Source organism: Klebsiella sp. GG_Kp146 (genome assembly GCF_040061975.1).
GTDB lineage: Bacteria > Pseudomonadota > Gammaproteobacteria > Enterobacterales > Enterobacteriaceae > Klebsiella > Klebsiella quasipneumoniae.
The window spans coordinates 375,720-399,151 of record NZ_JBEAHA010000002.1 but is presented as its reverse complement, the minus strand read 5'-3'; the positions used below and the strand labels follow the sequence as shown (position 1 = coordinate 399,151).

General features: G+C 60.2%; 22 protein-coding genes, 1 tRNA gene and 1 pseudogene. 8 read left to right on the top strand and 16 right to left on the bottom strand.

Translation table 11 applies throughout. The annotated features are described in order from the left end of the window. Positions 1–146: 146 nt before the first annotated feature. Positions 147–222 (bottom strand) — tRNA-Ile (locus ABLU95_RS04290). 124 nt (positions 223–346) lie between these two features. Between ABLU95_RS04290 and mug the strand changes: the two genes are divergently transcribed. Next, complete coding sequence (gene mug, locus ABLU95_RS04285; protein ID WP_002917636.1) at positions 347–853, top strand: G/U mismatch-specific DNA glycosylase; 507 nt, start codon at positions 347–349, stop codon at positions 851–853. An 86-nt stretch (positions 854–939) separates the two neighbouring features. Here the strand turns inward: mug and rpoD are convergent, their stop codons facing one another. The 3 genes from rpoD to rpsU form a co-directional block, all read right to left on the bottom strand. Further along, entirely contained in the window at positions 940–2,781 is a 1,842-nt protein-coding gene (gene rpoD / locus ABLU95_RS04280) for an RNA polymerase sigma factor RpoD (RefSeq protein ID WP_008806539.1), read from the bottom strand. A 219-nt stretch (positions 2,782–3,000) separates the two neighbouring features. Continuing rightward, positions 3,001–4,746 carry a DNA primase gene (gene dnaG / locus ABLU95_RS04275; RefSeq protein WP_017899733.1) on the bottom strand — a complete coding sequence of 582 codons (1,746 nt, stop codon included), beginning with the start codon at positions 4,744–4,746 and terminating at the stop codon, positions 3,001–3,003. A gap of 111 nt (positions 4,747–4,857) precedes the next feature. Next, positions 4,858–5,073, bottom strand: coding sequence for a 30S ribosomal protein S21 (rpsU, locus tag ABLU95_RS04270; protein WP_001144069.1), 216 nt, complete (start codon positions 5,071–5,073; stop codon positions 4,858–4,860). Between the two features lie 237 nt (positions 5,074–5,310). On the opposite strand from rpsU, the gene tsaD reads away from it, so the two are divergent. Beyond that, positions 5,311–6,324, top strand: a complete 1,014-nt coding sequence (gene tsaD, locus ABLU95_RS04265) for a tRNA (adenosine(37)-N6)-threonylcarbamoyltransferase complex transferase subunit TsaD (RefSeq protein ID WP_002916879.1) — start codon at positions 5,311–5,313, stop codon at positions 6,322–6,324. Between the two features lie 44 nt (positions 6,325–6,368). Here the strand turns inward: tsaD and ABLU95_RS04260 are convergent, their stop codons facing one another. The 8 genes from ABLU95_RS04260 to ABLU95_RS04225 form a co-directional block, all read right to left on the bottom strand. Further along, positions 6,369–7,976 carry a cytosine permease gene (locus ABLU95_RS04260; protein WP_032454090.1) on the bottom strand — a complete coding sequence of 536 codons (1,608 nt, stop codon included), beginning with the start codon at positions 7,974–7,976 and terminating at the stop codon, positions 6,369–6,371. 152 nt (positions 7,977–8,128) lie between these two features. After that, positions 8,129–8,746 (bottom strand): urease accessory protein UreG, encoded by a 618-nt coding sequence (gene ureG / locus ABLU95_RS04255; protein ID WP_023291043.1) that lies wholly within the window; start codon positions 8,744–8,746, stop codon positions 8,129–8,131. A gap of 8 nt (positions 8,747–8,754) precedes the next feature. Next, complete coding sequence (locus ABLU95_RS04250; protein ID WP_348878861.1) at positions 8,755–9,429, bottom strand: urease accessory protein UreF; 675 nt, start codon at positions 9,427–9,429, stop codon at positions 8,755–8,757. Between the two features lies 1 nt (position 9,430). Next, positions 9,431–9,907, bottom strand: coding sequence for an urease accessory protein UreE (gene ureE, locus ABLU95_RS04245; protein ID WP_017899736.1), 477 nt, complete (start codon positions 9,905–9,907; stop codon positions 9,431–9,433). Positions 9,908–9,916: 9 nt separating this feature from the next. Continuing rightward, the gene (gene ureC / locus ABLU95_RS04240; RefSeq protein ID WP_023291041.1) at positions 9,917–11,620 is read right to left on the bottom strand and encodes an urease subunit alpha; all 1,704 of its coding nucleotides are present in this window, start codon (positions 11,618–11,620) and stop codon (positions 9,917–9,919) included. Further along, positions 11,613–11,933, bottom strand: a complete 321-nt coding sequence (locus ABLU95_RS04235) for an urease subunit beta (RefSeq protein WP_262963208.1) — start codon at positions 11,931–11,933, stop codon at positions 11,613–11,615. The genes ureC and ABLU95_RS04235 overlap by 8 nt, the downstream gene beginning before the upstream one ends. Positions 11,934–11,942: 9 nt before the next feature. After that, positions 11,943–12,245, bottom strand: a complete 303-nt coding sequence (locus ABLU95_RS04230) for an urease subunit gamma (RefSeq protein ID WP_002916871.1) — start codon at positions 12,243–12,245, stop codon at positions 11,943–11,945. A 9-nt stretch (positions 12,246–12,254) separates the two neighbouring features. Continuing rightward, positions 12,255–13,079, bottom strand: coding sequence for an urease accessory protein UreD (locus tag ABLU95_RS04225; protein ID WP_064157986.1), 825 nt, complete (start codon positions 13,077–13,079; stop codon positions 12,255–12,257). Here ABLU95_RS04225 and ABLU95_RS04220 point away from each other — a divergent pair. Continuing rightward, complete coding sequence (locus ABLU95_RS04220; protein WP_032428993.1) at positions 13,069–13,215, top strand: hypothetical protein; 147 nt, start codon at positions 13,069–13,071, stop codon at positions 13,213–13,215. The genes ABLU95_RS04225 and ABLU95_RS04220 overlap by 11 nt on opposite strands. A gap of 10 nt (positions 13,216–13,225) precedes the next feature. On the opposite strand, the pseudogene ABLU95_RS04215 reads toward ABLU95_RS04220, so the two are convergent. Together ABLU95_RS04215 and plsY are read right to left on the bottom strand one after the other, a co-directional pair. Further along, positions 13,226–13,312, bottom strand: a pseudogene (locus tag ABLU95_RS04215) (hypothetical protein); the annotation flags it as partial. Positions 13,313–13,476: 164 nt separating this feature from the next. Continuing rightward, positions 13,477–14,094: a glycerol-3-phosphate 1-O-acyltransferase PlsY gene (plsY, locus tag ABLU95_RS04210; RefSeq protein WP_004205257.1), complete on the bottom strand. Its 618-nt coding sequence runs from the start codon at positions 14,092–14,094 to the stop codon at positions 13,477–13,479. A gap of 107 nt (positions 14,095–14,201) precedes the next feature. Here plsY and folB point away from each other — a divergent pair, with 107 nt between their 5' ends. Together folB and bacA are read left to right on the top strand one after the other, a co-directional pair. Next, positions 14,202–14,585: a bifunctional dihydroneopterin aldolase/7,8-dihydroneopterin epimerase gene (gene folB / locus ABLU95_RS04205; protein ID WP_004150923.1), complete on the top strand. Its 384-nt coding sequence runs from the start codon at positions 14,202–14,204 to the stop codon at positions 14,583–14,585. Positions 14,586–14,783: 198 nt separating this feature from the next. Beyond that, the gene (gene bacA / locus ABLU95_RS04200) at positions 14,784–15,605 is read left to right on the top strand and encodes an undecaprenyl-diphosphate phosphatase (RefSeq protein WP_023291038.1); all 822 of its coding nucleotides are present in this window, start codon (positions 14,784–14,786) and stop codon (positions 15,603–15,605) included. Between the two features lie 11 nt (positions 15,606–15,616). Here the strand turns inward: bacA and ABLU95_RS04195 are convergent, their stop codons facing one another. Beyond that, positions 15,617–16,858 (bottom strand): multifunctional CCA addition/repair protein, encoded by a 1,242-nt coding sequence (locus tag ABLU95_RS04195; protein ID WP_023291037.1) that lies wholly within the window; start codon positions 16,856–16,858, stop codon positions 15,617–15,619. A 61-nt stretch (positions 16,859–16,919) separates the two neighbouring features. Next, positions 16,920–17,540, bottom strand: coding sequence for a TIGR04211 family SH3 domain-containing protein (locus tag ABLU95_RS04190; protein WP_023291036.1), 621 nt, complete (start codon positions 17,538–17,540; stop codon positions 16,920–16,922). Between the two features lie 214 nt (positions 17,541–17,754). On the opposite strand from ABLU95_RS04190, the gene ABLU95_RS04185 reads away from it, so the two are divergent. From ABLU95_RS04185 to hldE, 3 genes are read left to right on the top strand one after another with little or no spacing between them, the layout of a single operon-like run. Next, positions 17,755–19,053: an inorganic triphosphatase gene (locus tag ABLU95_RS04185; RefSeq protein ID WP_241516339.1), complete on the top strand. Its 1,299-nt coding sequence runs from the start codon at positions 17,755–17,757 to the stop codon at positions 19,051–19,053. A 20-nt stretch (positions 19,054–19,073) separates the two neighbouring features. Next, positions 19,074–21,911, top strand: coding sequence for a bifunctional [glutamate--ammonia ligase]-adenylyl-L-tyrosine phosphorylase/[glutamate--ammonia-ligase] adenylyltransferase (glnE, locus tag ABLU95_RS04180; RefSeq protein ID WP_241516340.1), 2,838 nt, complete (start codon positions 19,074–19,076; stop codon positions 21,909–21,911). 58 nt (positions 21,912–21,969) lie between these two features. Further along, positions 21,970–23,403, top strand: coding sequence for a bifunctional D-glycero-beta-D-manno-heptose-7-phosphate kinase/D-glycero-beta-D-manno-heptose 1-phosphate adenylyltransferase HldE (gene hldE / locus ABLU95_RS04175; protein ID WP_065882650.1), 1,434 nt, complete (start codon positions 21,970–21,972; stop codon positions 23,401–23,403). The last annotated feature ends 29 nt before the right edge of the window (positions 23,404–23,432 follow it).

The window sequence follows — 23,432 nt, the reverse complement described above, 5'->3', positions numbered from 1 at the left end:
TTATCCTCTTAGCGGAATGGCAAGAAAATGCTGACCACGCGCATTGCTCAACGGCTTATGTTGCCATTTTATCGCTATTCTAAAATTTAGAAACAAAAAAGCCACTCTTTCGAGTGGCCTAACTGTATGTATTTACTGCTAAAATTTGGTGGCCCCTGTTGGGTTTGAACCAACGACCAAGCGATTATGAGTCGCCTGCTCTAACCACTGAGCTAAGGGGCCGTGGCGAGGGATTATAAAGTAACTGACGGTTGCAATCCAGCGTAAAGCGCGCAGCTGCTGTTTTTATAAACAATGCATTTTCAATCCTTTATAATCATGTTTTAGCCATACAGCCGGAGAAAACATGATTAGCGATATCCTTGCGCCTGGCCTGCGCGTTGTCTTTTGCGGTATCAACCCGGGGAAGTCCTCCGCCCATACCGGCTTTCATTTTGCCCATCCTGGCAATCGCTTCTGGAAGGTCATCCATCAGGCCGGGTTTACCGACCGACAGCTCAGGCCGGAAGAGGAGCTGCAGCTGCTGGATACGCGCTGCGGCATCACCATGCTGGTTGAGCGTCCGACGGTGCAGGCCAGCGAGGTCGCCCTGCAGGAGCTGCGCAGCGGCGGCCGTGAGCTGGTGAGGAAGATTGAGGAGTATCAGCCGCAGGCGCTGGCGGTGCTCGGCAAGCAGGCCTTCGAGCTGGCCTTTAACCAGCGCGGCGCGAAGTGGGGGAAACAGGCCATGACCATCGGCACGACCCAGGTGTGGGTGCTGCCCAATCCCAGCGGCTTAAATCGGGCGACGCTCGATAAGCTGGTGGCAGCCTATCGTGAACTGGATGATGCCCTGGCGACCCGCGGCCAGTAGCGGAGAGGGGCGACTTTCCCCGAGCGACCAGCGAAACGCCATAAAAAAAGCTCCCCGCAGGGAGCTTTTTAATCGGCTGGCGACGATTAATCGTCGAGGAAGCTACGCAGCACTTCAGAACGGCTCGGGTGGCGCAGTTTACGCAGCGCCTTCGCTTCGATCTGACGGATACGTTCGCGAGTAACGTCGAACTGTTTACCCACTTCTTCCAGCGTGTGGTCGGTGTTCATGTCGATACCGAAACGCATACGCAGGACTTTCGCTTCACGAGCGGTGAGGCCGGCCAGCACGTCGTGCGTTGCCGCGCGCAGGCTCTCGGTGGTCGCGGAATCCAGCGGCAGCTCGAGGGTGGTATCCTCGATGAAATCCCCCAGATGCGAATCTTCATCGTCGCCGATCGGCGTTTCCATGGAGATAGGCTCTTTGGCGATCTTCAGCACTTTACGGATCTTGTCTTCCGGCATCAGCATGCGCTCAGCCAGCTCTTCCGGGGTCGGTTCACGGCCCATCTCCTGCAGCATCTGGCGGGAGATACGGTTGAGCTTGTTGATGGTCTCAATCATATGCACCGGAATACGGATGGTGCGCGCCTGATCCGCGATGGAGCGGGTAATGGCCTGACGGATCCACCAGGTGGCGTAGGTCGAGAACTTATAGCCGCGACGGTATTCGAACTTATCAACCGCTTTCATCAGACCGATGTTGCCTTCCTGAATCAGGTCGAGGAACTGCAGACCGCGGTTGGTGTATTTCTTGGCGATCGAGATAACCAGACGCAGGTTCGCTTCCACCATCTCTTTCTTCGCCCGGCGGGCTTTCGCTTCACCGATGGACATGCGACGGTTGATATCCTTCACCTGCTCGATGGTCAGGCCGGTCTCTTCTTCGATCTGCTGTAGCTTCTGCAGGCCGCGCTGCACGTCTTCTTTCACTTCCAGCAGCTTCTCGGACCACGGCTTGTTCATCGCCACCGCGGCGTTGAACCAGGTTTCGCTGGTTTCGTTGCCGGTGAACAGGGTGATGAAGTTTTTCTTCGGCATTTTGCACTGCTCAACGCACAGCTTCATGATGATACGTTCCTGAGTACGAACGCGATCCATCATGCTACGCATGCTGTTGACCAGGTAATCGAACTGCTTCGGCACCAGGCGGAACTGCTTGAAGACTTCGGACAGCTTCAGGATCTCTTCCTGGGCGGCGGCATGGCTACGACCTTTGGCTTTGATGGTGTCGCGCGTCAGCTCGTACTGGGTACGCAGCTCGGCGAACTTCTCACGGGCCAGCTCAGGGTCGATGCTGTTGTCGTCATCGCTGTTGTCGTCGGCGTCGTCATCTTCGTCTTCGTCTTCGTCGTCATCCATCTCTTCCTGAGACAGCTCGGAGCCAACGTGGGTGGCGGTCGGCGCCATATCTTCTTCGGCGTTCGGATCGACGAAACCGGTGATCAGATCGGACAGACGGGCTTCTTCCGCTTCAACGCGGTCGTACTGCTCAAGCAGGTAGGTGATCGCTTCCGGATATTCGGCAACGGAGCACTGCACCTGGTTGATGCCGTCTTCGATGCGTTTGGCGATGTCGATTTCGCCTTCACGGGTCAGCAGCTCTACGGTACCCATTTCACGCATGTACATGCGCACCGGGTCGGTCGTGCGCCCGATTTCGGATTCCACGCTGGAGAGCACCTGCGCGGCGGCTTCGGCAGCATCTTCATCCGCGGTGTTTTCGGCAAGCATCAGATCATCGGCATCCGGTGCTTCTTCCATCACCTGAATGCCCATGTCGTTGATCATTTGGATGATGTCTTCGATCTGATCGGAATCGACGATATCTTCCGGCAGATGGTCATTGACCTCGGCATAGGTCAGATAGCCTTGCTCCTTACCACGTTGGACAAGAAGCTTCAGCTGTGACTGCGGGTTTTGCTCCATAAGACGGTATCCACACTTAATTCGTTTGATTGGTGTCGGCAGGCGGGCTGTCGACATTTAAAGCGAGGGCGTACTTATATTATTGCCGCTGCGCCTCTGCGCGGCTGTCGGGGGCTTCCCGATCGATACTCGGCACTTAAGCCGTTAAATACGGTGTCCTTCACGTTGCTCTGCGTTCTGCTGCTGCATCAATGCAACGTGAATGACTTAGTCTGTCATTTATTTTTTCGCCAGCTCCTGGCTGATGGTCCAGAGCTCCCGGCGTTCCTCACTGCTTAAACCGTGTGTGCGATCGCGAGCTATCAACTCTTCCTGTCGCAGTTCCAGCAGTGAATCAAACATATGGTTGAGCGAGTCGGTGAAGGTTTGTTCAGCGATATCTTTATCTGCTATATCGTCCCACATCGACAGTTTTTCAAGGGTTGCGGCCTCTTTTGTGCCGCGATATTGCTCTAAAAGTTGCCCGGTTGTCAGACCAGGCTGCGCCAGACAGCTTTTCACCAGCTCGCCGAACAGGCTCAGCCCCGGCATTTTGCGCGAGTCCAGCCCCTCCAGCGGTGGGACTAACGGCGCCAAATCCGGGTTTTGCACCAGCAGTCCTATCAGTATACGCATGGTCGTGCGTTTTAGCTGTGGTGCGGGGCGCGGCGCGCCATTTTCCGCCTGTTTTGGCATTAAACGTTCAAGCTGGGCGTCATCTAAAATGCCCAGCTTGTTGCCCAGCTCCTGACGCAAATAGATGCGCAGGGTTTCGCCCGGCACCTGGGTTATCAGCGGCAGCGCCAGCGTGCTCAGCTGCGCGCGCCCGTCCGGCGTGCTGAGGTCGACCTGCGGCAGCAGGCTGTTAAACAAGAACGTGGAGAGCGGCTGAGCCTGCTCCATCCGCGCCTCGAACGCCGCTTTGCCCTCTTTACGCACCAGCGTATCCGGGTCTTCGCCGTCAGGCAGAAACATAAAGCGCAGCTGGCGACCATCGGTCATGTACGGCAGCGCCGTCTCCAGCGCGCGCCAGGCGGCATCGCGGCCGGCCCGGTCGCCGTCGTAGCAGCAGATGACGTTATTGGTCACCCGGAACAGCAGCTGGATATGGTCGGCTGTGGTCGAGGTACCCAGCGAGGCGACAGCATAGTTGATGTCGTACTGCGCCAGCGCCACGACGTCCATATAGCCTTCGACAACCAGCAACCGCGGTGGTTCGGGGTTGTCCTGCTGCGCTTCATACAGGCCATACAGCTGACGGCCTTTATGGAATATGTCGGTTTCCGGGGAGTTGAGATACTTCGGCAGGGCATCGCCCAGCACCCGTCCGCCAAACCCAATCACCCGGCCTCGCTTATCGCGGATGGGAAACATTACCCGTTCGCGGAAGCGGTCGTAACTGCGTCCCTGATCGTTGGTAACCAGCATGCCGGCATCAATAAGCGACTGGCGGTTTTCCTGATTGCCGCCAAAACGTTTTAAAACGTTATCCCAACCTGGGGGAGCATAGCCGATGGCAAAGCGCGTAATCACCTCGCTGCTTAACCCCCGTTTTGCCAGGTACTGGCGCGCAGGGTCGGCGGCGGGCTGCATCAGAGACTGTTGATAAAACGTATTCAGACCATCCAGTAACTGGTAGAGGTTCTGCCGTTGATGGCGCTCTATCTGGCTGGGTCCGTTGCCTGCTTCATAAGGCACTTCGAGGTTATGCATGGCGGCCAGCTCTTCGACCGTTTCCACGAACTCGAGCTTGTCGTAGTTCATCAGGAAATCGATAGCATTGCCGTGCGCCCCGCAGCCGAAGCAGTGGTAAAACTGTTTTTCACCGTTGACGGTGAAAGAGGGGGTTTTTTCGTTATGGAACGGACAGCACGCGTGAAAATTTTTGCCCTGCTTTTTCAGCTTTACCCGCGCATCGATCAGATCGACGATGTCGGTTCTGGCAAGCAGATCGCTAATAAATACACGTGGAATTCGTCCAGCCATAAGCCCCGTTATTTCTGATGACTATAAACGAAAATAAGCCGCGCATTCCTTTCGGAAGCACGGCCTTACAACTACAACTCGGTCTGAATTGAGAGCGTCGCTCTCAACAGATTAGTACAGACGAGTACGGCGTGCGTTTTCGCGAGCCAGTTTCTTCGCGTGACGTTTCACTGCAGAAGCTTTAGCGCGCTTACGTTCGGTAGTCGGTTTTTCATAGAACTCACGACGACGAACTTCCGCCAGAACACCTGCTTTTTCGCAGGAACGCTTGAAGCGACGCAGAGCTACGTCGAACGGCTCGTTTTCACGTACTTTAATTACCGGCATGTGCCTCTCACCTTTGATTAATTCGGTTTGCCGCTGGCCGCAATGCCAGCTTATTTCAAAATGGTGCGGAATTTTACTGCAACTACTGCTGCTTTGTAAAGCACCGGCGCCTTTTTTGAAAGGGACTTTTATAAGGGTGAGGAGTATACACGAAGAGAGCACCAGGGGTGAGCAAAGTTTTACATCGCCGGTCATTGGACCTACACTGCGCGGTATTGAAGCGAGGTAAAACAACTCATGCGTGTACTGGGCATTGAAACATCCTGCGATGAAACCGGCATCGCGATTTATGACGACCAGCAAGGTCTGTTAGCCAACCAACTGTATAGTCAGGTGAAACTGCATGCGGACTACGGCGGCGTGGTGCCGGAGCTGGCATCGCGCGACCACGTGCGCAAAACGGTGCCGCTTATCCAGGCGGCGCTGAAAGAGGCCGGTCTGACGGCGAAAGATATCGATGCCGTCGCCTATACGGCGGGTCCTGGCCTGGTGGGGGCGCTGCTGGTCGGCGCCACCGTGGGCCGGTCGCTGGCCTTCGCCTGGAACGTGCCGGCGATTCCGGTACACCATATGGAAGGGCACCTGCTGGCGCCGATGCTGGAAGATAACCCGCCAGCGTTCCCGTTCGTCGCGCTGCTGGTCTCCGGCGGTCATACTCAGCTGATCAGCGTCACCGGCATCGGCCAGTACGAGCTGCTGGGCGAGTCGATTGACGATGCGGCGGGCGAAGCCTTTGATAAAACCGCGAAACTGCTGGGGCTGGATTATCCCGGCGGGCCGATGCTGTCGAAAATGGCGTCCCAGGGTACTGAAGGCCGCTTCGTCTTCCCGCGTCCGATGACCGACCGTCCGGGGCTGGACTTCAGCTTCTCCGGTCTGAAAACCTTCGCCGCCAATACCATTCGCAGCAACGGCGACGATGAGCAAACCCGCGCCGACATCGCCCGCGCGTTTGAGGATGCGGTCGTCGATACGCTAATGATTAAATGTCGCCGCGCGCTGGAGCAAACCGGCTTTAAGCGTCTGGTGATGGCGGGAGGCGTGAGCGCCAACCGCACCCTGCGGGCGAAGCTGGCGGAGATGATGCAAAAACGCGGCGGCGAGGTGTTCTACGCCCGCCCTGAGTTCTGTACCGATAACGGCGCGATGATCGCCTACGCCGGCATGGTGCGTCTGCAAACCGGCGCCAAAGCCGAGCTTGGCGTGACGGTCCGCCCGCGCTGGCCGCTGGCCGAGCTGCCTGCCGCCTAAAGCGTCCTGACACAGGCCGACGTCACGTCGGCCTGCCTTCCTGACTACTCCATACTTTTACACAGCGAGCAGATGGCGCCCTGATGCTTATGCGAGTGCATCACGTCCGGGCGCTCGTACTCTTCCTCACAGCTAACGCATTGATATACGGTGGTCGAGGCGTTCCCCGCCGCGTCATAGCGCGGTTCGGCGATCCCGTCATCTCTCTGCTTAATATAGTAGCGCCCGCGGGTGAGGATCCCCATCAGCGGGGTCATGACAAAGGCGACGACCAGCGCAATCAGCGGCGAGAACGGCGCCAGCGTCGTCCCCAGCAGGCCGAAGAAGGCGCAGATCGACAGCCCGGCGGCCAGGCCAAAGGAGACTACGCCCACCGGGTTCACGTTGTAGATCATGCCGCGACGATACTCCGGCTGCGCCGGCGCCAGCTTGAGTAAGCCTTTATTAAAGGTGATGTCGGTCGCCACCACCACGACCCAGGCGATGGCGAAGTTGGAGTAAAAGCCGAGGATCCACGACAGGGCGCTGAACATATCGCCTTCCATCAGCGCCAGGGCAATCGCCAGGTTGACCACCACAAAAATAATCCGCCCCGGATAGCGTTTGGTGGTGCGGGTCCAGGCGCTGGTCCACGCCAGCGAGCCGGAATAGGCATTGGTGACGTTAATTTTGATCTGCGAGATCACCACCAGCACCACCGCCAGCGTCAGAGCCAGCCAGCCGGGCACCAGGTTATCGAAGACGCTGACGAACTGCTGCACCGGTTCGGTATTGTGTACCGCCGGGAAACGGGTCAACAGATAGAAGCCGAGGAAGGCGCCGATAATCTGTTTGATCGCGCCTAGCACCACCCAGCCCGGGCCGGCGGAAAAGACCGCCAGCCACCAGGCTTTACGGTTCTCAGCGGTTTTAGGCGGCATAAAGCGCAGGTAATCAATTTGCTCGCCAATCTGCATGATCAGCGACAGGCATACCCCGGCGCCGAGCATGATGGCGGTGATATCCACCGTCGACGCGCTGTTTTTACCGGCGAAATGCAGGAAGCCGTCCACCAGCTGCGGATCCTTGACAATCAGCCACACCACCGGCACCACCATCAGCACCAGCCACAGCGGAGTGGTCCACACCTGCAGGCGGGTCAGGGCTTTCATGCCATAGACCACCAGCGGGAGCACCATCAGGGTGGCGATCAGATACCCCATCCACAGCGGGATCCCGAGGCCCACCAGCAGCCCCTGGGCCATGATCGAGCCTTCGAGGGCGAAGAAGATAAAGGTGAAGCCGGCAAAAATAATGCTGGTGATCACCGAGCCGAAATAGCCGAAGCCGGCGCTGCGGGTGATCAGGTCAAGGTCAATGTTGTAGCGCGCGGCGGTGATCGCCAACGGAATGCCGGTGAGGAAGATCACCAGCGCCGCCACCAGGATCGAATAGATGGCGTTGCTGGTGCCCCAGGCCATACCGATGCTGGCGCCGATGGAAAAGTCCGCCAGATAGGCGATGCCGCCCAGCGCCGTGACCGCGACGACGCCCGGTCCCCAGCGGCGGAAGCTCAGCGGGGCGTAACGTAAGGTGTAATCTTCTAAGGTTTCCCGGGAGCCGGAAGTCCGCGCGGTCGCGGGTAATTCAGGGTTGAGATCCAGTGATGACATAGTCATTCCTTAATGGTTAGGCATGACTTGAATTAGCAAACCTTATGCCATATTGCAGGGCAGGCGTGGCGGGGAGGGTGGTGCAGAGTGACAGAAGAGAGGGCAGGAGCTGCACCATCCGGACGCGCTTGCGCCCGGCTGGTGCAAAAGGCCTATTTGCCGAGCATGCCTTTGTCTTCGAGGAAGGCAATAATGGTGCTCAGGCCGTCGCCACGCTTCAGGTTGGTGAAGGTCCATGGGCGATCGCCGCGCATACGCTGGGTATCGCTCGCCATCACCTCCAGTGAAGCGCCCACATAGGGGGCAAGGTCGGTTTTATTGATCACCAGAAAATCGGATTTGGTGATCCCCGGCCCGCCTTTGCGCGGGATCTTCTCCCCTTCGGCCACGTCGATAACATAGATGGTCAGATCCGCCAGCTCCGGGCTGAAGGTGGCGCTCAGGTTATCGCCGCCGCTTTCCACGAAGATAAGGTCGAGGTTACCGAACTTTTCACTCAGCGCTTCCACCGCGGCGAGGTTCATCGAGGCATCTTCACGGATCGCCGTGTGCGGGCAGCCGCCGGTTTCCACCCCGACAATGCGTTCAGGCGCCAGCGCGCCCGCTTCAGTGAGGATGCGCTGATCTTCTTTGGTGTAGATGTCATTGGTGACCACCGCCAGCTGCCAGGTATCGCGCATCGCTTTGCACAGCGCTTCCAGCAGGGCGGTTTTACCGGAGCCGACCGGGCCGCCAACGCCGACGCGCAGCGGGTGTTTATAAGAATTCATGGCTTCTCCTAGGAACGGAATAATCGGGAGTATTGAGTTTCATGCCGGGCAGAGGCGATGGCGGCGAGCGGCGTGGCCGATCCGATATCGCCGTCCGGCGCGGCCAGCGCGCGGGGCATCGCCGCCGCGTAGTGGTCGCAAAGACGTAAAATCAGCTGTTGAGCGGCCTGCTGGCCGAAGGGCACCAGCTTAACGCCGGCCATCACGGCGCTCTCAATCCAGCTGTAGCCCAGGCTTAGGGCCATCTCGGGCAGCGCGATGCGCCAGCGCACGCCGAGCCAGGCCATCCCGGCGAGCTGGCTTTGCTGGCACAGCGTGCGCCACGGCGGTGGACAGTCCGGCTGCCAGTCGCCAAGCAGGCGGGCAAACGCCGCGCCGCGGTTGCGCTCTTCCTCCCGCAGTTCACGGGTCTCCCGGCAGGCCAGCAGATAAGCCGTCCAGCGCCGGGCCGCGGCGATATCGCCTTGTTCGCAGGCGCGGTACAGGCGGGCGAACAGCGGCAGGTCGACGGTAAAAAAGCCTTCCGTCATCTGCCGTCGCTGCCAGCGCTCGAAGGCCGCGACGTCCGGCACCCATCCGGCTTCCACAGCCCACTCCAGCCCCTGGGACCAGCTGTAACCCCCTACCGGCAGGTTGCTGCTGGCCAGCTGCATCAGCCGCAGACGTTGTTCCACTGTCGACATGCTAGTGGCTGTGAGCGTGGTGGTCATGATGAGCATGATGATGACCGTGGCTTTCGCTGGCGTAAGCGCCGGCTTCCGGCTCGAACGGCAGCTGGCCAAAGGTCACCGTCAGGCCGAACTGGCGCAGCATATCGTCCAGCACGTGATCGTGATGGTAGCGCAGCTCGCCCGGCATGATCTGCAGCGGTACGTGACGATTGCCGAGGTGGTAGCAGGCCTTCGCCAGCATAAACGGATCGTCGCAGCGCACCACCGACACTCCTTCATCAGCGGCAATCACCTGCACAAATTCGGTGCCGTCTTCGTTGCTGAGCACATCGCCGCCGCGCAGCAGCAGCCCGCGGGGCAGCAGCAGGCCGGCTTCCCGGCCATCGTTGAGGGTGACTTTTACCCGGCTTTTGACGCGAACATCAATCGGCAGCGTAACGCTGGCGGTCGCGGCGGCGGGGGTCTCCAGACGTTGAGTTAAATAAAGCATCCGCTCTCCTTAAAACAGAAAATAACGTTGCGCCATCGGCAGAACCTCTGCCGGCTCGCTGGTGATGAGTTCGCCATCCACCCGCACCTCATAAGTCTGCGCGTCGACGGTGATGTTAGGCTGCAGGCTGTTGTGCACCATGTCGGCTTTCTGCACCGTACGGCAGCCTTTCACCACGGCGATCGCGCTGCGCAGGTTCAGCCGCTCGGCAACGCCGTTGTCCGCCGCCGCCTGCGACAGGAAGGTGAGGCGGCAGTGATGGCGGGCGCTGCCCAGCGCGCCAAACATCGGGCGGTAGTGCACCGGCTGCGGGGTTGGAATTGAGGCATTGATATCGCCCATCGGCGCGATGGCGATCATGCCGCCTTTGATCACGGTGGCCGGTTTCACGCCGAAGAAGGCAGGCGACCAGACCACAAGGTCCGCCAGCTTACCCACCTCAATGGAGCCGACTTCGTGTGCGATGCCGTGGGTCAGCGCCGGGTTGATGGTGTATTTGGCGATGTAGCGCTTCACGCGGAAGTTGTCGTTATCCCCGGTCTCCTCCGCCAGCGCTCCGCGCTGCACCTTCATGCGGTGCGCCACCTGCCAGGTGCGGAGAACCACTTCCCCGACGCGGCCCATGGCCTGCGAATCCGAGGAGGTGAGCGAGAAGGCGCCAAGGTCGTGCAGCACGTCTTCCGCAGCGATGGTTTCCCGGCGAATGCGCGACTCGGCAAAGGCCACGTCCTCGGCGATGTCCGGGTCCAGATGGTGGCAGACCATCAGCATATCGAGATGTTCATCGATGGTGTTAAGGGTGTAGGGCAGCGTTGGGTTGGTGGAGGACGGCAAAATGTTCGGGTGGGCGCAGGCGGTGATGATATCCGGCGCATGGCCGCCGCCGGCCCCTTCGGTATGGAAGGTGTGAATGGTGCGCCCGCCGATGGCGGCGAGGGTATCTTCCACAAAACCGGACTCATTGAGCGTGTCGCTGTGCAGCGCGACCTGAATATCCATCTCATCGGCGACGGTTAACGCGCAGTCGATCGCCGCCGGGGTAGCGCCCCAGTCCTCATGGATCTTCAGGCCAATAACGCCCGCCGCCACCTGCTCGCGCAGAGCGTCCGGCTGAGAAACGTTGCCCTTGCCCAGCAGGCCGATATTGACCGGCAGGCTGTCGGCCGCCTGCAGCATGCGTGAGATATACCATGGCCCCGGGGTGCAGGTGGTGGCATGGGTACCCGCCGCCGGGCCGGTGCCGCCGCCGACCATGGTGGTCACGCCGGAGACCAGCGCCTCTTCCGCCTGCTGCGGACAGATCCAGTGAATATGGGTATCGATCCCGCCGGCGGTGACGATTTTTCCTTCGGCGGCAATCACTTCCGTCGCGGCGCCGATGGGGATGGTGACGTTGGGCTGAATGTCGGGGTTGCCGGCTTTGCCGATGGCGAAGATCCGACCGTCCTTCACGCCGATATCGGCCTTAACGATCCCCCAGTGATCGACGATCAGCGCATTGGTGAGCACCAGGTCGACACAGTCGGCGGCCAGCATCTGTCCCTGACCCATCCCGTCGCGGATCACTTTGCCGCCGCCGAATTTGACCTCTTCCCCGTAGGTGGTCAAATCGTCCTCCACCTCTATCCACAGCTCGGTATCGGCCAGGCGCACCTTGTCGCCGATGGTGGGGCCGAACATGTCGGCATAGGCCTGGCGTGAAATATTACTCATCGTTTGCCTCCAGAGGGCCCATGACCTCGCCGCGGAAGCCGAAGACGGCGCGGTGACCGGCGAAGGCCACCAGCTCAACCTCGCGTTTCTGGCCAGGTTCAAAGCGTACCGCCGTGCCGGCCGGGATATTCAGGCGATAGCCGGTGGCCTGCTGACGGTTGAACTTCAGCGCCGGGTTGACCTCGGCGAAATGGTAGTGCGAACCGACCTGAATCGGCCGATCGCCGTGATTTTCAACGACCATGCGACAGGTCGCCCGGCCGGTGTTGAGGGCTATCTGGCCGGGCTTAACGTGATATTCACCGGGGATCATGGCGCTACCTCAGATAATCGGGTTGTGAACGGTGACCAGCTTCGAGCCGTCCGGGAAGGTGGCTTCGACCTGGATATCCGGGATCATTTCCGGGACGCCCTCCATCACCTGCTCGCGGGTCAGGACGTGACGGCCTTCCTCCATCAGCGAGGCCACGCTTTTGCCGTCGCGGGCGCCTTCCATAATAAAGGCGCTGATCAGGGCCACGGACTCCGGATAGTTGAGCTTCAGGCCGCGGGCCAGGCGGCGTTCCGCCACCAGCGCGGCGGTAAACAGCAACAGCTTGTCTTTTTCTCGGGGGGTCAGTTCCATAACGTTCTCTTAAGTCAGCCAGATTCGGGGAAGTACGGGGGATTTGCCGGTGAGATGAGGGCGCAGAAACTGCCAGACGTCGCGCATCACCTGCTGGCAAATCAGATTATCGTCACTGAGGAAGCGCACCGTCAGCAGGCGGTCGGTCAGGCTGGCGCCGGCGTAGAGGCCGAGCGGCGCCAGCGCGTCGCGCACCCCGTCGAGCAGGGCATCGGTTGCCGGATAGCACAGCAGCGTGCCGACCCAGGGGCGTCCGGCGACGCTGGACAGCTCTCCCTCCTGCAGGTGCAGGCGCTCGACCAGCAGCGGCTCATCGTCCACCCATACTTCCAGCCGGTTGCTGAGGGTGCCGTGGCTGAAGGTTTCGCCGATCACCGGGCGGCCAAGGCAGAGCAGATCCCAGGCCAGCAGCGTGCTGGAGGCACAAAGGTGAAAGGTGGTGGACAGCCGGGCGTTCGCCCCGGGAAAGAAGATGGCATCCTGCGGGAGCCACTCCAGGGTCGCCTGCGGGGCGAGGGTCAACTGCTGGCGCAAAAGCGCTTGCGCGCCGCTGCTGCGGTAAAACTTGCTGGCGCCAGGCATGGTTATCAGGGTATGGCAGCCGGGATCAAGGTGGGCGCTAATCGTCAGCTCATCACCGCCGACGATGCCGCCGGGGGGGTGAAGCAGATAGAGATGACAGGTCTCTTCTTCCGGGTAAAACGGGCGCTGGACGGTCAGCGGGCCGACGTGTTGGGCGCTGGCGAGAACGGTCTTGCCGCCGGCCTGCTGAAAGCGCAGATCCAGCGTGGCCTGCCAGCCTTTTTTGAGTGGTGGTAACACGGTGCCGTGCAATGTTGCGCCCCTGCAAAATCAAGATAAAACAGCAGCAATGAGTATTGATCGGCGGGAGATTATCCCGGTCATACGAAACGCTTATGTCATCTGTTACCCGGAGCGTCGCATCGGGCGCGAGGGGAAAGCGGCATAACCGCTCCGGATTATTCACCCGGATAATCATTGCCGTCAATATCCTGAACCGTTGCCTGGCCGCGGCGGAAAAGGCGTCAGCGCGGTTCACGCCGCGCCGGCGGTCGCTGGCGAGAATTTTGCTGTGGGTCGCCGCTAACGCATTGTTACAAAAGGGGGATGTGGCGATGATCGCCAATCATGATGACGTAAGGCGAAAGAGCGGGTGAGACCGCTAAATAGAATCGGGGATCCCTCCGGCTGGGGTGGCCGGGAGGGGAGATTACTTCTCTTCTGGCGTTTTTTTCTTCTTCACCCGCGTCCAGATTTTGCTCTCCTGGCGGCGCCACAGACGCTGAATGTTGTCGTGATGGCGCAGCAGGATCAGGCAGGAGAGCATCGACACCGGGAAGGTGTACTGTGGTTTGAACCACCAGACGTAGAACGGAGCGATCAGCGCGCTGACGATAGCGCCAAGGGAAGAGTAACCGCTGAGCAGGATGGTCAGCAGCCAGGTCCCGGCCATCACGCCGGTCAGGTCGAGGCCGATGGGGGCGATAGCGCCGAAGGCCGTGGCGACGCCTTTACCGCCGCGGAAATGAAAGAAGACTGGCCAGATGTGGCCCACGCAGGCGGCAATCGCCACTAAACCCAGCCAGAACGGCGTCAGGCCCAGCGCCCAGGCGCCCCATACCGGCAACATGCCCTTCAGCACATCAAAAATAAGTACCGCTACGGCCGCCCCTTTTCCGCCAATTCGTAGTACGTTAGTGGCCCCGGGGTTGCCTGAGCCGCTGTCGCGTGGGTCGGGCAGGCCAGCAAGGCGACATACCAGAATGGCGCTGGAAATGGAGCCGCAGAGGTAGGCGAGGAGTACCAGTCCAGGCGCGATTGCACTCATAACGCTGTTCCGTTTTGAAAATGTCGTTGTATTCTCTGCATCTGTGGATAATACGCATAATTCGCCGGAAGTGGTATCCGGTTTAGCTAAAAAGCAGGCAGGGCGTGATGGATATTGTATTTATAGAGCAACTTTCGGTAATCACCACCATTGGTGTTTATGACTGGGAACAAACCATTGAACAGAAGCTGGTGTTCGATATCGAAATTGCATGGGATAACCGCAAGGCGGCCGCCAGCGATGATGTCAGCGATTGCCTTAGCTATGCTGATATCAGCGAGCGCGTCATCGCGCATGTTGAGGGGGGAAAATTCGCGTTAGTGGAGCGGGTGGCGGAAGAGGTGGCCGACCTGCTGCTGGAGACATTCCAGTCGCCATGGGTGCGCATTAAAGTCAGCAAACCTGGCGCCGTGGCTCGCGCGGCAAACGTCGGGGTGATTATTGAACGTGGCCTTAATCTGAAACAAAACTTTTCAGGTCATACTTGTTAAACAAATTGCGTTTATACCGGTCATAGCATCCGGTCATCAGGCAATTTTACTGGCGATCTCCTACCAGAACGGCAGGTGAATCCTTGTGTACGCCGTGTATGCTGCGGATTGCGCGCCCTCTGGCAGCCGGGTTGTGCCTGTTGAACGATACCGTGTTCCTGGTTTTTTTCATTTTACTTTTTTAAAGGGTTTAATTGGATGAGCGATATACACTCGCTGCTGGTGGCGGCAATATTGGGTGTGGTTGAGGGGTTAACAGAATTTTTACCTGTTTCCAGTACCGGTCATATGATTATTGTTGGTCACCTGCTGGGGTTTGAAGGTGATACGGCAAATACCTTTGAAGTGGTTATTCAGCTAGGCTCGATACTCGCCGTGGTGGTGATGTTCTGGCGTCGCCTGTTCGGCCTGATCGGCATCCATTTCGGCAAGCCGCCGGCGCATGAAGGCAAGGGCAGCGGTCGCTTATCGCTTATCCATATCCTTCTCGGTATGATCCCTGCGGTGGTGATGGGGCTTATTTTCCACGACACCATTAAGTCCTTGTTTAACCCGGTAAACGTGATGTACGCCCTGATTGTCGGCGGTGTGCTGTTAATTGCGGCGGAAGTGCTGAAGCCGAAACAGCCGCGCGCGGTCGGGATTGACGATATGACCTATCGTCAGGCATTCGTTATCGGCTGCTTCCAGTGCCTGGCGCTGTGGCCGGGCTTCTCCCGCTCAGGGGCGACCATCTCCGGCGGCATGCTGATGGGCGTCAGCCGCTACGCGGCGTCAGAGTTCTCATTCCTGCTGGCGGTACCGATGATGATGGGCGCCACGGTGCTGGACGTCTACAAGAGCATCGGCTTCCTCAACATGGGCGATGTTCCGATGTTTGCCGTCGGCTTCGTGATGGCGTTTATCGTGGCGCTGATTGCGATTAAAACCTTCCTGCAGCTGATCAAACGGATCTCGTTCATTCCGTTCGCTATCTACCGCTTTATCGTCGCGGCAGCGGTTTACGTGGTCTTTTTCTAAGGCCTGCGCCCTCAGCCTTGCGGCTGGGGGCAACGCTGTTCCTTCCACTGCGCCACCGCCGCAATTCTCCGCCGCGTCAGCTCCTCGCGAATTTCCGCCCCTTTAAATCCCGCCGCTACCACCTCTTTGGTGGAGACCGACTGCGCCACTTCCCAGGCCTCCAGCAGCAGGCGCCCCTGCGGATAATCGCTGGCCTCAAAGCCGGTGCGCCCGCGGACGTCGGCTTCGCTGGTGAGGGCGATCTGTTGCACGCGCTGCGGTTTACGCCAGGCGTCAATGCTGTCGAAAAGTTTGACGAGGGTTTTTGGCTGCAGGATCGGCAGGGTGTGGATCAGATCATGGTACTCCGCCACCAGTTTCGCGAGATCGCGGATATCGTTCGGCACCCGCAGACGCGCGCAGAGCTGCTCCACCAGCTTGACTCCCGCCGGGCCATGGCCGTGGTGACGCGGCCAGAGCGCTTTCGGCGTCAGCCCTTTGCCGAGGTCATGGCACAGGGTGGCGAAGCGCACCTCGACGTCCGGCGATAGCATCGCGGCCATCGTGACGGTCATCAGGGTGTGCAGGCCGGTATCGATTTCCGGGTGCCATTTGGCCGGGGCCGGCACGCCGTACAGGGCGTCAATCTCCGGGAACAGCACCTTGAGGGCCTGGCAGTCGCGCAGCGTCTGGAAAAAGACCTGCGGGTTGCGGGTGGTCAACGCGCTTTCCGTCTCTTTCCACACCCGCTCCGGCGTTAAATGGGCCAGTTCGCCAGCCTCAACCATGGCGGCCATCAGGGTCTGGGTCTCTTCGGCGATGCGAAAACCGAGATGGGCATAGCGGGCGGCAAAGCGCGCCACGCGCAGCACGCGCAGCGGGTCTTCGCTAAAGGCGGGAGAGACATGGCGCAGCAGGCGCTGGCGGAGATCGTTTTGTCCGCCGTAGGGGTCGATAATCGTACCGTCGGCATCCTGGGCGAGGGCGTTGACCGTCAGGTCGCGGCGCAGCAGATCCGCCTCAAGAGTGACGTCCGGGGCGGCATAGCAGGTAAAACCGGTATAGCCTGCGCCGGATTTGCGCTCGGTGCGGGCCAGGGCATACTCTTCCCGGCTTTGCGGATGAAGAAACACGGGAAAGTCGCGGCCTACCTGCTGATAGCCCGCGTCAAGCATCTGTTGCGGGGTGGCGCCCACCACCACCCAGTCTCGGTCTTTGACCGGCAGTCCTAACAGCGCGTCGCGCACCGCACCACCGACCAGATAACTCTTCACGCCTGATTCTCCCGTATCTGTTTTTCGCAAGATGATACGTAAGTCTGGCAGAGAAGACGAATTAGTTCATCCACCGGTCTTTACGTTTGCGGCTTGGCACCAGATGCGGCAGCACCAGACCCAGCAGCAAACCGACGCCCAGCACGCCGCCGCCGTACATAAACCACTGCATGATAATGGTGCGCTGTTTATCATCAAGCTGCAGATTCGCCGCATTCACCTTCTTCTGCGCGACAACCAGCTCGTTTTTCAACTTTTGGTTCTCGTCTTTCAACGCGTTGATCACGCTGTCGCTGCCGGCGACTTTCTTCTGCATATCCGCCGTGCGCTGGTTCCAGGTGGCGTCGATATTATTCAGCTTATCGGTCAGCGTTTTGACCTGGTTTTCCAGATCCGGGACGCGGGTGCGCAGGCTGGGCTCGTTGCTCAGCTCTTTCAGCGGGATCCAGGCGGTACGCCCATTCGCGTCGCGGATCTGCGCGTAACTGGTGCTGTCGTTGGTTTGCAGCACCGACACTTCTTCCCCGGCGTTGATGGTGCCGACCAGACGATAATTATCGCCCGGGCCGCTGCGAACCCAGGTGTTCAGCTCATCGGAAACGTAGCGCTTTTCTTCTGCGTGAACCGCCGTGGCGGCGCTAAGCGCGAGCAAAGTAAAAGTAATCAGGCGTAATTTTGGCATCAGGTCATCGTTTGGTCATAAAAAGTGGAACGATAGTAGAGGCATCGCCAGAGCGACGCAAAGTTTTCCACCACAATCGGAATCATCCAGGAGGTGGCCCGGCAAAAAGCGCGTTGCATGGCGATTCGCCGCAAAATACTATCTACTGACAAAAAATATCGTCGTAAGTTCGCCGCAATTTGTCGGCGCAGCACAGAAGCGGAAGAATTCAGTCATGGCTCAAGAAATCGAACTTAAGTTTATCGTCGCTCAGGATGGGGTAGAGACGCTGCGCGAGCAGCTCAATGCGCTCGAGGCGAAACATACGCCCGCGGGCCAGTTGCTGAACATTTACTATGAAACCGCCGATAACTGGCTGCGTCGTCACGACATGGGGCTGCGCATCCGCGGCGACCAGGGGCGTTATGAGATGACGCTGAAAATCGCCGGTCGGGTGGTGGGCGGCCTGCACCAGCGCCCGGAATACAATATTCCACTGGATAAACCGGAGCTGGCGCTTGAGCGCCTGCCGGCGGAGGTCTGGCCGCAAGGGGAACTTCCAGCCGCGCTGGCGGAGCATGTGCAACCGCTGTTCAGCACCGACTTTGCCCGTGAACGCTGGGTGATCCAGGAAGGAAAGAGTGAAATTGAGATTGCCCTCGATCGCGGCGAAGTGAAGGCGGGCGAGCATCAGGAGCCGATCTGCGAGCTGGAGCTGGAGCTGCTCGCCGGGGAGACCGCCGATCTGCTGCGCCTCGCGCAGCGTTTGCTGGAGAGCGGCGTCCTGCGTCAGGGGAGCCTGAGCAAAGCCGCGCGCGGGTATCATCTGGCGCAAGGCAACGACGAGCGCCCGGTAACCCGGCTGGCGGTGCTGCCGGTGGCGGCGAAGGCCAGCGTGGAGCAGGGGCTGGAGGCGGCGCTGGAGAGCGCCCTGGCGCACTGGCTTTATCACGATGAGGTCTGGCTGCGCGGCAACGCGAAAGCCAAAGCGGAAATCCTGCTGGCGATAGCCCGCGTGCGCCATGCGCTGGTGCTGTTCGGCGGCATCGTGCCGCGGAAGGCGACCACCCACCTCCGCGCGTTGCTGAACGAAGCCGAAGCGGCGCTGCTGGCCGCGGACACCGCCGATGAGGCGTTATTCCGCACCGAGGTCGTCGCCGCCAAACTGGCGCTGACCGAATGGCTGGTCCAGCGCGGCTGGCGTCCGTTCCTCAACGAGGCGGGAGAGAAAAAAATAGCCGGATCGTTCAAACGGTTTGCCGATATTCACCTTTCCCGGGCGGCGGCTGAGCTGCGCGGCGCCGTGCAGCACCTGGCGGTGGAGGATGCCGCCGACCAGCTGCCGAAGCTGGCGCGCGACATCGACAGCGTCCAGTTGCTGGCGGGCGCCTATGGCGACGCCGTCGCGCCGTGGCTGGAGAACTGGCAGGAACTACAGCGTGCGATAGAGCATGACGACCGCAGCGTCTTTGAATATTTCCGTCGCCAGGCGCTGGCTGCCGAGCCGTTCTGGCTGCATAGTGGAAAACGATAATTACAGGCCAGGGAGCCCCTATGATGCCGCTTTCTTCGCAGTTACAGCAGCACTGGCAGACGGTCGCTGACCGCCTGCCAGCGGATTTCCCCGTCGCCGAACTGAGCCCGCAGGCCAGGTCGGTGATGGCGTTCAGTGATTTTGTCGAACAGAGTGTGATCGCCCAGCCAGGCTGGCTGAACGAGCTTGCCCAGTCTTCACCGGAGGCGGAAGAGTGGCGGCATTATGAGACCTGGCTGCAGGAACGCCTGCAGGCGGTGGCTGACGAAGCGGGGTTGATGCGAGAGCTGCGTCTTTTCCGCCGTCATATGATGGTCCGCATCGCCTGGGCGCAGGCGCTGTCGCTGGTAAGCGAAGAAGAGACGCTGCAGCAGTTGAGCGTCCTGGCGGAGACCCTGATTGTCGCCGCCCGCGACTGGCTGTACGCCGCCTGCTGTAAAGAGTGGGGAACGCCCTGCAATACCGAGGGCCAGCCGCAGCCGCTGCTGATCCTCGGGATGGGAAAGCTGGGCGGCGGCGAGCTGAACTTCTCTTCCGATATCGATCTGATTTTTGCCTGGCCCGAGCATGGCGCCACCCGCGGCGGCCGCCGCGAGCTGGATAACGCCCAGTTCTTTACCCGCCTGGGGCAGCGGCTTATCAAGGCGCTCGACCAGCCGACGCAGGACGGCTTTGTTTATCGGGTGGACATGCGCCTGCGGCCGTTTGGCGACAGCGGGCCGCTGGTGCTCAGCTTTGCGGCGCTGGAGGATTATTACCAGGAGCAGGGCCGGGACTGGGAACGCTACGCGATGGTGAAAGCGCGGATCATGGGCGATAACGACGACGTCTACGCCAGCGAGCTGCGCGCGATGCTTCGCCCCTTCGTCTTCCGCCGCTATATCGACTTCAGCGTGATCCAGTCGCTGCGTAACATGAAAGGCATGATCGCTCGCGAAGTGCGGCGTCGCGGGCTGAAAGACAACATCAAGCTCGGCGCCGGCGGGATCCGTGAAATTGAGTTTATCGTGCAGGTCTTTCAGCTGATCCGCGGCGGTCGCGAACCTGCGCTGCAGCAGCGGGCGCTGCTGCCGACGCTGGCGGCGATTGATGAGCTGCATTTGCTGCCGGAAGGCGACGCGACGCTGCTGCGCGCGGCCTATCTGTTCCTGCGCCGGCTGGAAAATCTGCTGCAGAGCATCAACGATGAGCAGACTCAGACTCTGCCGCAGGATGAACTGAACCGCGCCAGGCTGGCGTGGGGGATGCATACCGACGACTGGGAGACGCTGAGCGCGCAGCTGGCGAGCCATATGGCCAGCGTGCGGCGGGTGTTTAATGAGCTGATCGGCGATGATGAGGCCCAGTCGCCGGATGAGCAGTTGGCGGAGTACTGGCGCGAACTGTGGCAGGATGCGCTGGAAGAAGATGACGCCAGCCCGGCGCTGGCGCATTTAAACGACGCCGACCGCCGCAGCGTTTTGGCGCTAATTGCTGATTTCCGTAAAGAGCTGGATCGGCGCACCATCGGCCCGCGAGGCCGCCAGGTGCTGGATCAACTGATGCCGCATCTGCTGAGCGAAATCTGCTCGCGCGCCGATGCGCCTCTGCCTCTGGCGCGGATCACACCGCTGTTGACCGGGATCGTCACTCGCACCACCTATCTTGAGCTATTGAGCGAATTCCCCGGCGCGCTGAAGCACCTGATTACGCTCTGCGCGGCGTCGCCGATGGTCGCCAGCCAGCTGGCGCGCCACCCGCTGCTGCTTGATGAACTGCTGGATCCCAACACCCTCTATCAGCCGACGGCGACCGATGCCTATCGCGACGAGCTGCGCCAGTATCTGCTGCGCGTGCCGGAAGAGGATGAAGAGCAGCAGCTGGAGGCATTGCGCCAGTTCAAGCAGGCGCAGCAGCTGCATATCGCCGCGGCGGATATCGCCGGCACGCTGCCGGTGATGAAGGTCAGCGATCACTTAACCTGGCTTGCCGAAGCGATCCTCGACGCGGTGGTGCAGCAGGCATGGGGACAGATGGTGGCCCGCTACGGCCAGCCGACCCACCTGCACGATCGCCAGGGGCGCGGCTTCGCCGTCGTCGGCTACGGCAAGCTCGGCGGCTGGGAGCTGGGCTACAGTTCCGATCTCGACCTGGTGTTCCTCCATGACTGCCCGGCGGAGGTGATGACCGACGGCGAGCGGGAGATCGACGGCCGTCAGTTCTACCTGCGGCTGGCTCAGCGGATCATGCATCTGTTCAGCACCCGCACCTCGTCCGGTATTCTCTACGAAGTTGACGCCCGGCTGCGCCCTTCCGGCGCGGCGGGGATGCTGGTCACCACCGCCGACGCGTTTGCCGACTATCAGCAGAACGAAGCCTGGACATGGGAGCATCAGGCGCTGGTGCGCGCTCGCGTGGTCTATGGCGACCCGGCGCTGCAGGCGCGATTTGACGCCATTCGTCGCGATATCCTGACCACCGCGCGGGATGGCGCGACCCTGCAGACCGAAGTTCGCGAGATGCGTGAGAAGATGCGCGCCCACCTCGGCAATAAACATGCCGATCGTTTTGATATCAAAGCCGATGCCGGTGGGATCACGGATATTGAATTTATTACCCAGTATCTGGTCCTACGCTATGCCAGCGACAAGCCGAAGTTGACCCGCTGGTCTGATAACGTGCGTATTCTCGAGCTGCTGGCGCAGAACGACATCATGGACGAGGAGGAAGCGCGAGCCTTAACGCACGCGTACACCACCTTGCGTGATGCGCTCCATCACCTGGCCCTGCAGGAGCTGCCGGGACACGTGGTGCCAGAGGCATTCAGCCGGGAGCGTGAGCAGGTCAGCGCCAGCTGGCAGAAGTGGCTGATGGCTTAACTATAAAATCGGGTGTGCTATTATCGCGCGCAAAGTTTGCGTCTCGCAGGAGAGAGTCATGAAAGTAACGCTGCCGGAGTTTGAACGTGCAGGAGTGTTGGTGGTGGGTGATGTGATGCTGGACCGCTACTGGTACGGCCCCACCAGTCGTATTTCCCCGGAAGCCCCGGTGCCGGTGGTGAAGGTGGAAAATATCGAAGAACGTCCTGGCGGCGCGGCAAACGTAGCGATGAACATCGCCTCCCTGGGGGCGACGTCGCGCCTGGTGGGATTGACCGGGATTGATGACGCCGCCCGCGCGCTGAGCCAGGCGCTGGCCAACGTCAATGTGAAGTGCGACTTTGTCTCCGTCCCGACACACCCGACCATCACCAAGCTGCGGGTGCTGTCGCGCAACCAGCAGCTGATCCGCCTCGACTTTGAAGAGGGCTTTTCCGGCGTTGATCCGCAGCCGATGCACGAGCGCATTCAGCAGGCGCTGGGCTCGATTGGCGCGCTGGTTCTCTCGGACTACGCTAAAGGGGCGCTGACCAGCGTCCAGACGATGATCAAGCTCGCCCGTGAATCAGGCGTGCCGGTGCTGATCGATCCGAAAGGTACCGATTTCGAACGCTATCGCGGCGCAACGCTGCTCACGCCGAACCTCTCTGAGTTTGAAGCGGTGGTGGGCAAGTGCCAGAATGAAGCGGAGATCGTTGAGCGCGGCATGAAGCTCATCGCCGAATTCGAACTGTCAGCGCTGCTGGTGACGCGCTCTGAGCAGGGGATGACGCTGCTGCAGCCGGGGCGTCCGCCGCTGCATATGCCGACCCAGGCCCAGGAAGTGTACGATGTCACCGGCGCCGGCGACACGGTGATTGGCGTGCTGGCGGCGACCCTGGCCTCCGGCAATACCCTGGAAGAGGCCTGCTATTTCGCCAACGCCGCGGCGGGCGTGGTGGTTGGCAAGCTGGGGACCTCCACTGTTTCTCCTGTCGAGCTGGAAAATGCGGTTCGCGGACGGGCTGAGACTGGCTTCGGCGTGATGAGCGAAGAGGAACTCAAACAGGCGGTTGCGGCAGCGCGCAAGCGCGGCGAGAAAGTGGTTATGACCAACGGCGTCTTCGATATTCTGCACGCCGGCCATGTCTCCTATCTGGCGAATGCGCGCAAACTGGGCGACCGTCTGATCGTGGCGGTCAACAGCGATGCCTCCACCAAACGTCTGAAAGGCGAAACCCGCCCGGTGAACCCGCTGGAGCAGCGGATGATCGTGCTGGGGGCGCTGGAGGCGGTCGACTGGGTGGTCTCCTTCGAAGAAGATACACCGCAGCGCCTGATTGCCGGGATCCTGCCGGATCTGCTGGTCAAAGGTGGCGACTACAAACCGGAACAGATCGCCGGCAGTGAAGAGGTCTGGGCGAACGGTGGCGAAGTGCTGGTGCTCAACTTTGAAGATGGGTGCTCAACCACCAACATTATTAAGAAAATACAGAAAGATAGCGAAAAATAACCGTTTCGCTATTCACCCACCAGAACGGT

What these genes read in the sequence shown, in the direction of transcription:
- mug (WP_002917636.1), top strand. Translation starts at nt 347, where the DNA reads ATGATTAGCGATATCCTTGCGCCTGGCCTGCGCGTTGTCTTTTGCGGT.
- rpoD (WP_008806539.1), bottom strand. Translation starts at nt 2,781, where the DNA reads ATGGAGCAAAACCCGCAGTCACAGCTGAAGCTTCTTGTCCAACGTGGT.
- dnaG (WP_017899733.1), bottom strand. Translation starts at nt 4,746, where the DNA reads ATGGCTGGACGAATTCCACGTGTATTTATTAGCGATCTGCTTGCCAGA.
- rpsU (WP_001144069.1), bottom strand. Translation starts at nt 5,073, where the DNA reads ATGCCGGTAATTAAAGTACGTGAAAACGAGCCGTTCGACGTAGCTCTG.
- tsaD (WP_002916879.1), top strand. Translation starts at nt 5,311, where the DNA reads ATGCGTGTACTGGGCATTGAAACATCCTGCGATGAAACCGGCATCGCG.
- ABLU95_RS04260 (WP_032454090.1), bottom strand. Translation starts at nt 7,976, where the DNA reads ATGTCATCACTGGATCTCAACCCTGAATTACCCGCGACCGCGCGGACT.
- ureG (WP_023291043.1), bottom strand. Translation starts at nt 8,746, where the DNA reads ATGAATTCTTATAAACACCCGCTGCGCGTCGGCGTTGGCGGCCCGGTC.
- ABLU95_RS04250 (WP_348878861.1), bottom strand. Translation starts at nt 9,429, where the DNA reads ATGTCGACAGTGGAACAACGTCTGCGGCTGATGCAGCTGGCCAGCAGC.
- ureE (WP_017899736.1), bottom strand. Translation starts at nt 9,907, where the DNA reads ATGCTTTATTTAACTCAACGTCTGGAGACCCCCGCCGCCGCGACCGCC.
- ureC (WP_023291041.1), bottom strand. Translation starts at nt 11,620, where the DNA reads ATGAGTAATATTTCACGCCAGGCCTATGCCGACATGTTCGGCCCCACC.
- ABLU95_RS04235 (WP_262963208.1), bottom strand. Translation starts at nt 11,933, where the DNA reads ATGATCCCCGGTGAATATCACGTTAAGCCCGGCCAGATAGCCCTCAAC.
- ABLU95_RS04230 (WP_002916871.1), bottom strand. Translation starts at nt 12,245, where the DNA reads ATGGAACTGACCCCCCGAGAAAAAGACAAGCTGTTGCTGTTTACCGCC.
- plsY (WP_004205257.1), bottom strand. Translation starts at nt 14,094, where the DNA reads ATGAGTGCAATCGCGCCTGGACTGGTACTCCTCGCCTACCTCTGCGGC.
- folB (WP_004150923.1), top strand. Translation starts at nt 14,202, where the DNA reads ATGGATATTGTATTTATAGAGCAACTTTCGGTAATCACCACCATTGGT.
- bacA (WP_023291038.1), top strand. Translation starts at nt 14,784, where the DNA reads ATGAGCGATATACACTCGCTGCTGGTGGCGGCAATATTGGGTGTGGTT.
- ABLU95_RS04190 (WP_023291036.1), bottom strand. Translation starts at nt 17,540, where the DNA reads ATGCCAAAATTACGCCTGATTACTTTTACTTTGCTCGCGCTTAGCGCC.
- ABLU95_RS04185 (WP_241516339.1), top strand. Translation starts at nt 17,755, where the DNA reads ATGGCTCAAGAAATCGAACTTAAGTTTATCGTCGCTCAGGATGGGGTA.
- glnE (WP_241516340.1), top strand. Translation starts at nt 19,074, where the DNA reads ATGATGCCGCTTTCTTCGCAGTTACAGCAGCACTGGCAGACGGTCGCT.
- hldE (WP_065882650.1), top strand. Translation starts at nt 21,970, where the DNA reads ATGAAAGTAACGCTGCCGGAGTTTGAACGTGCAGGAGTGTTGGTGGTG.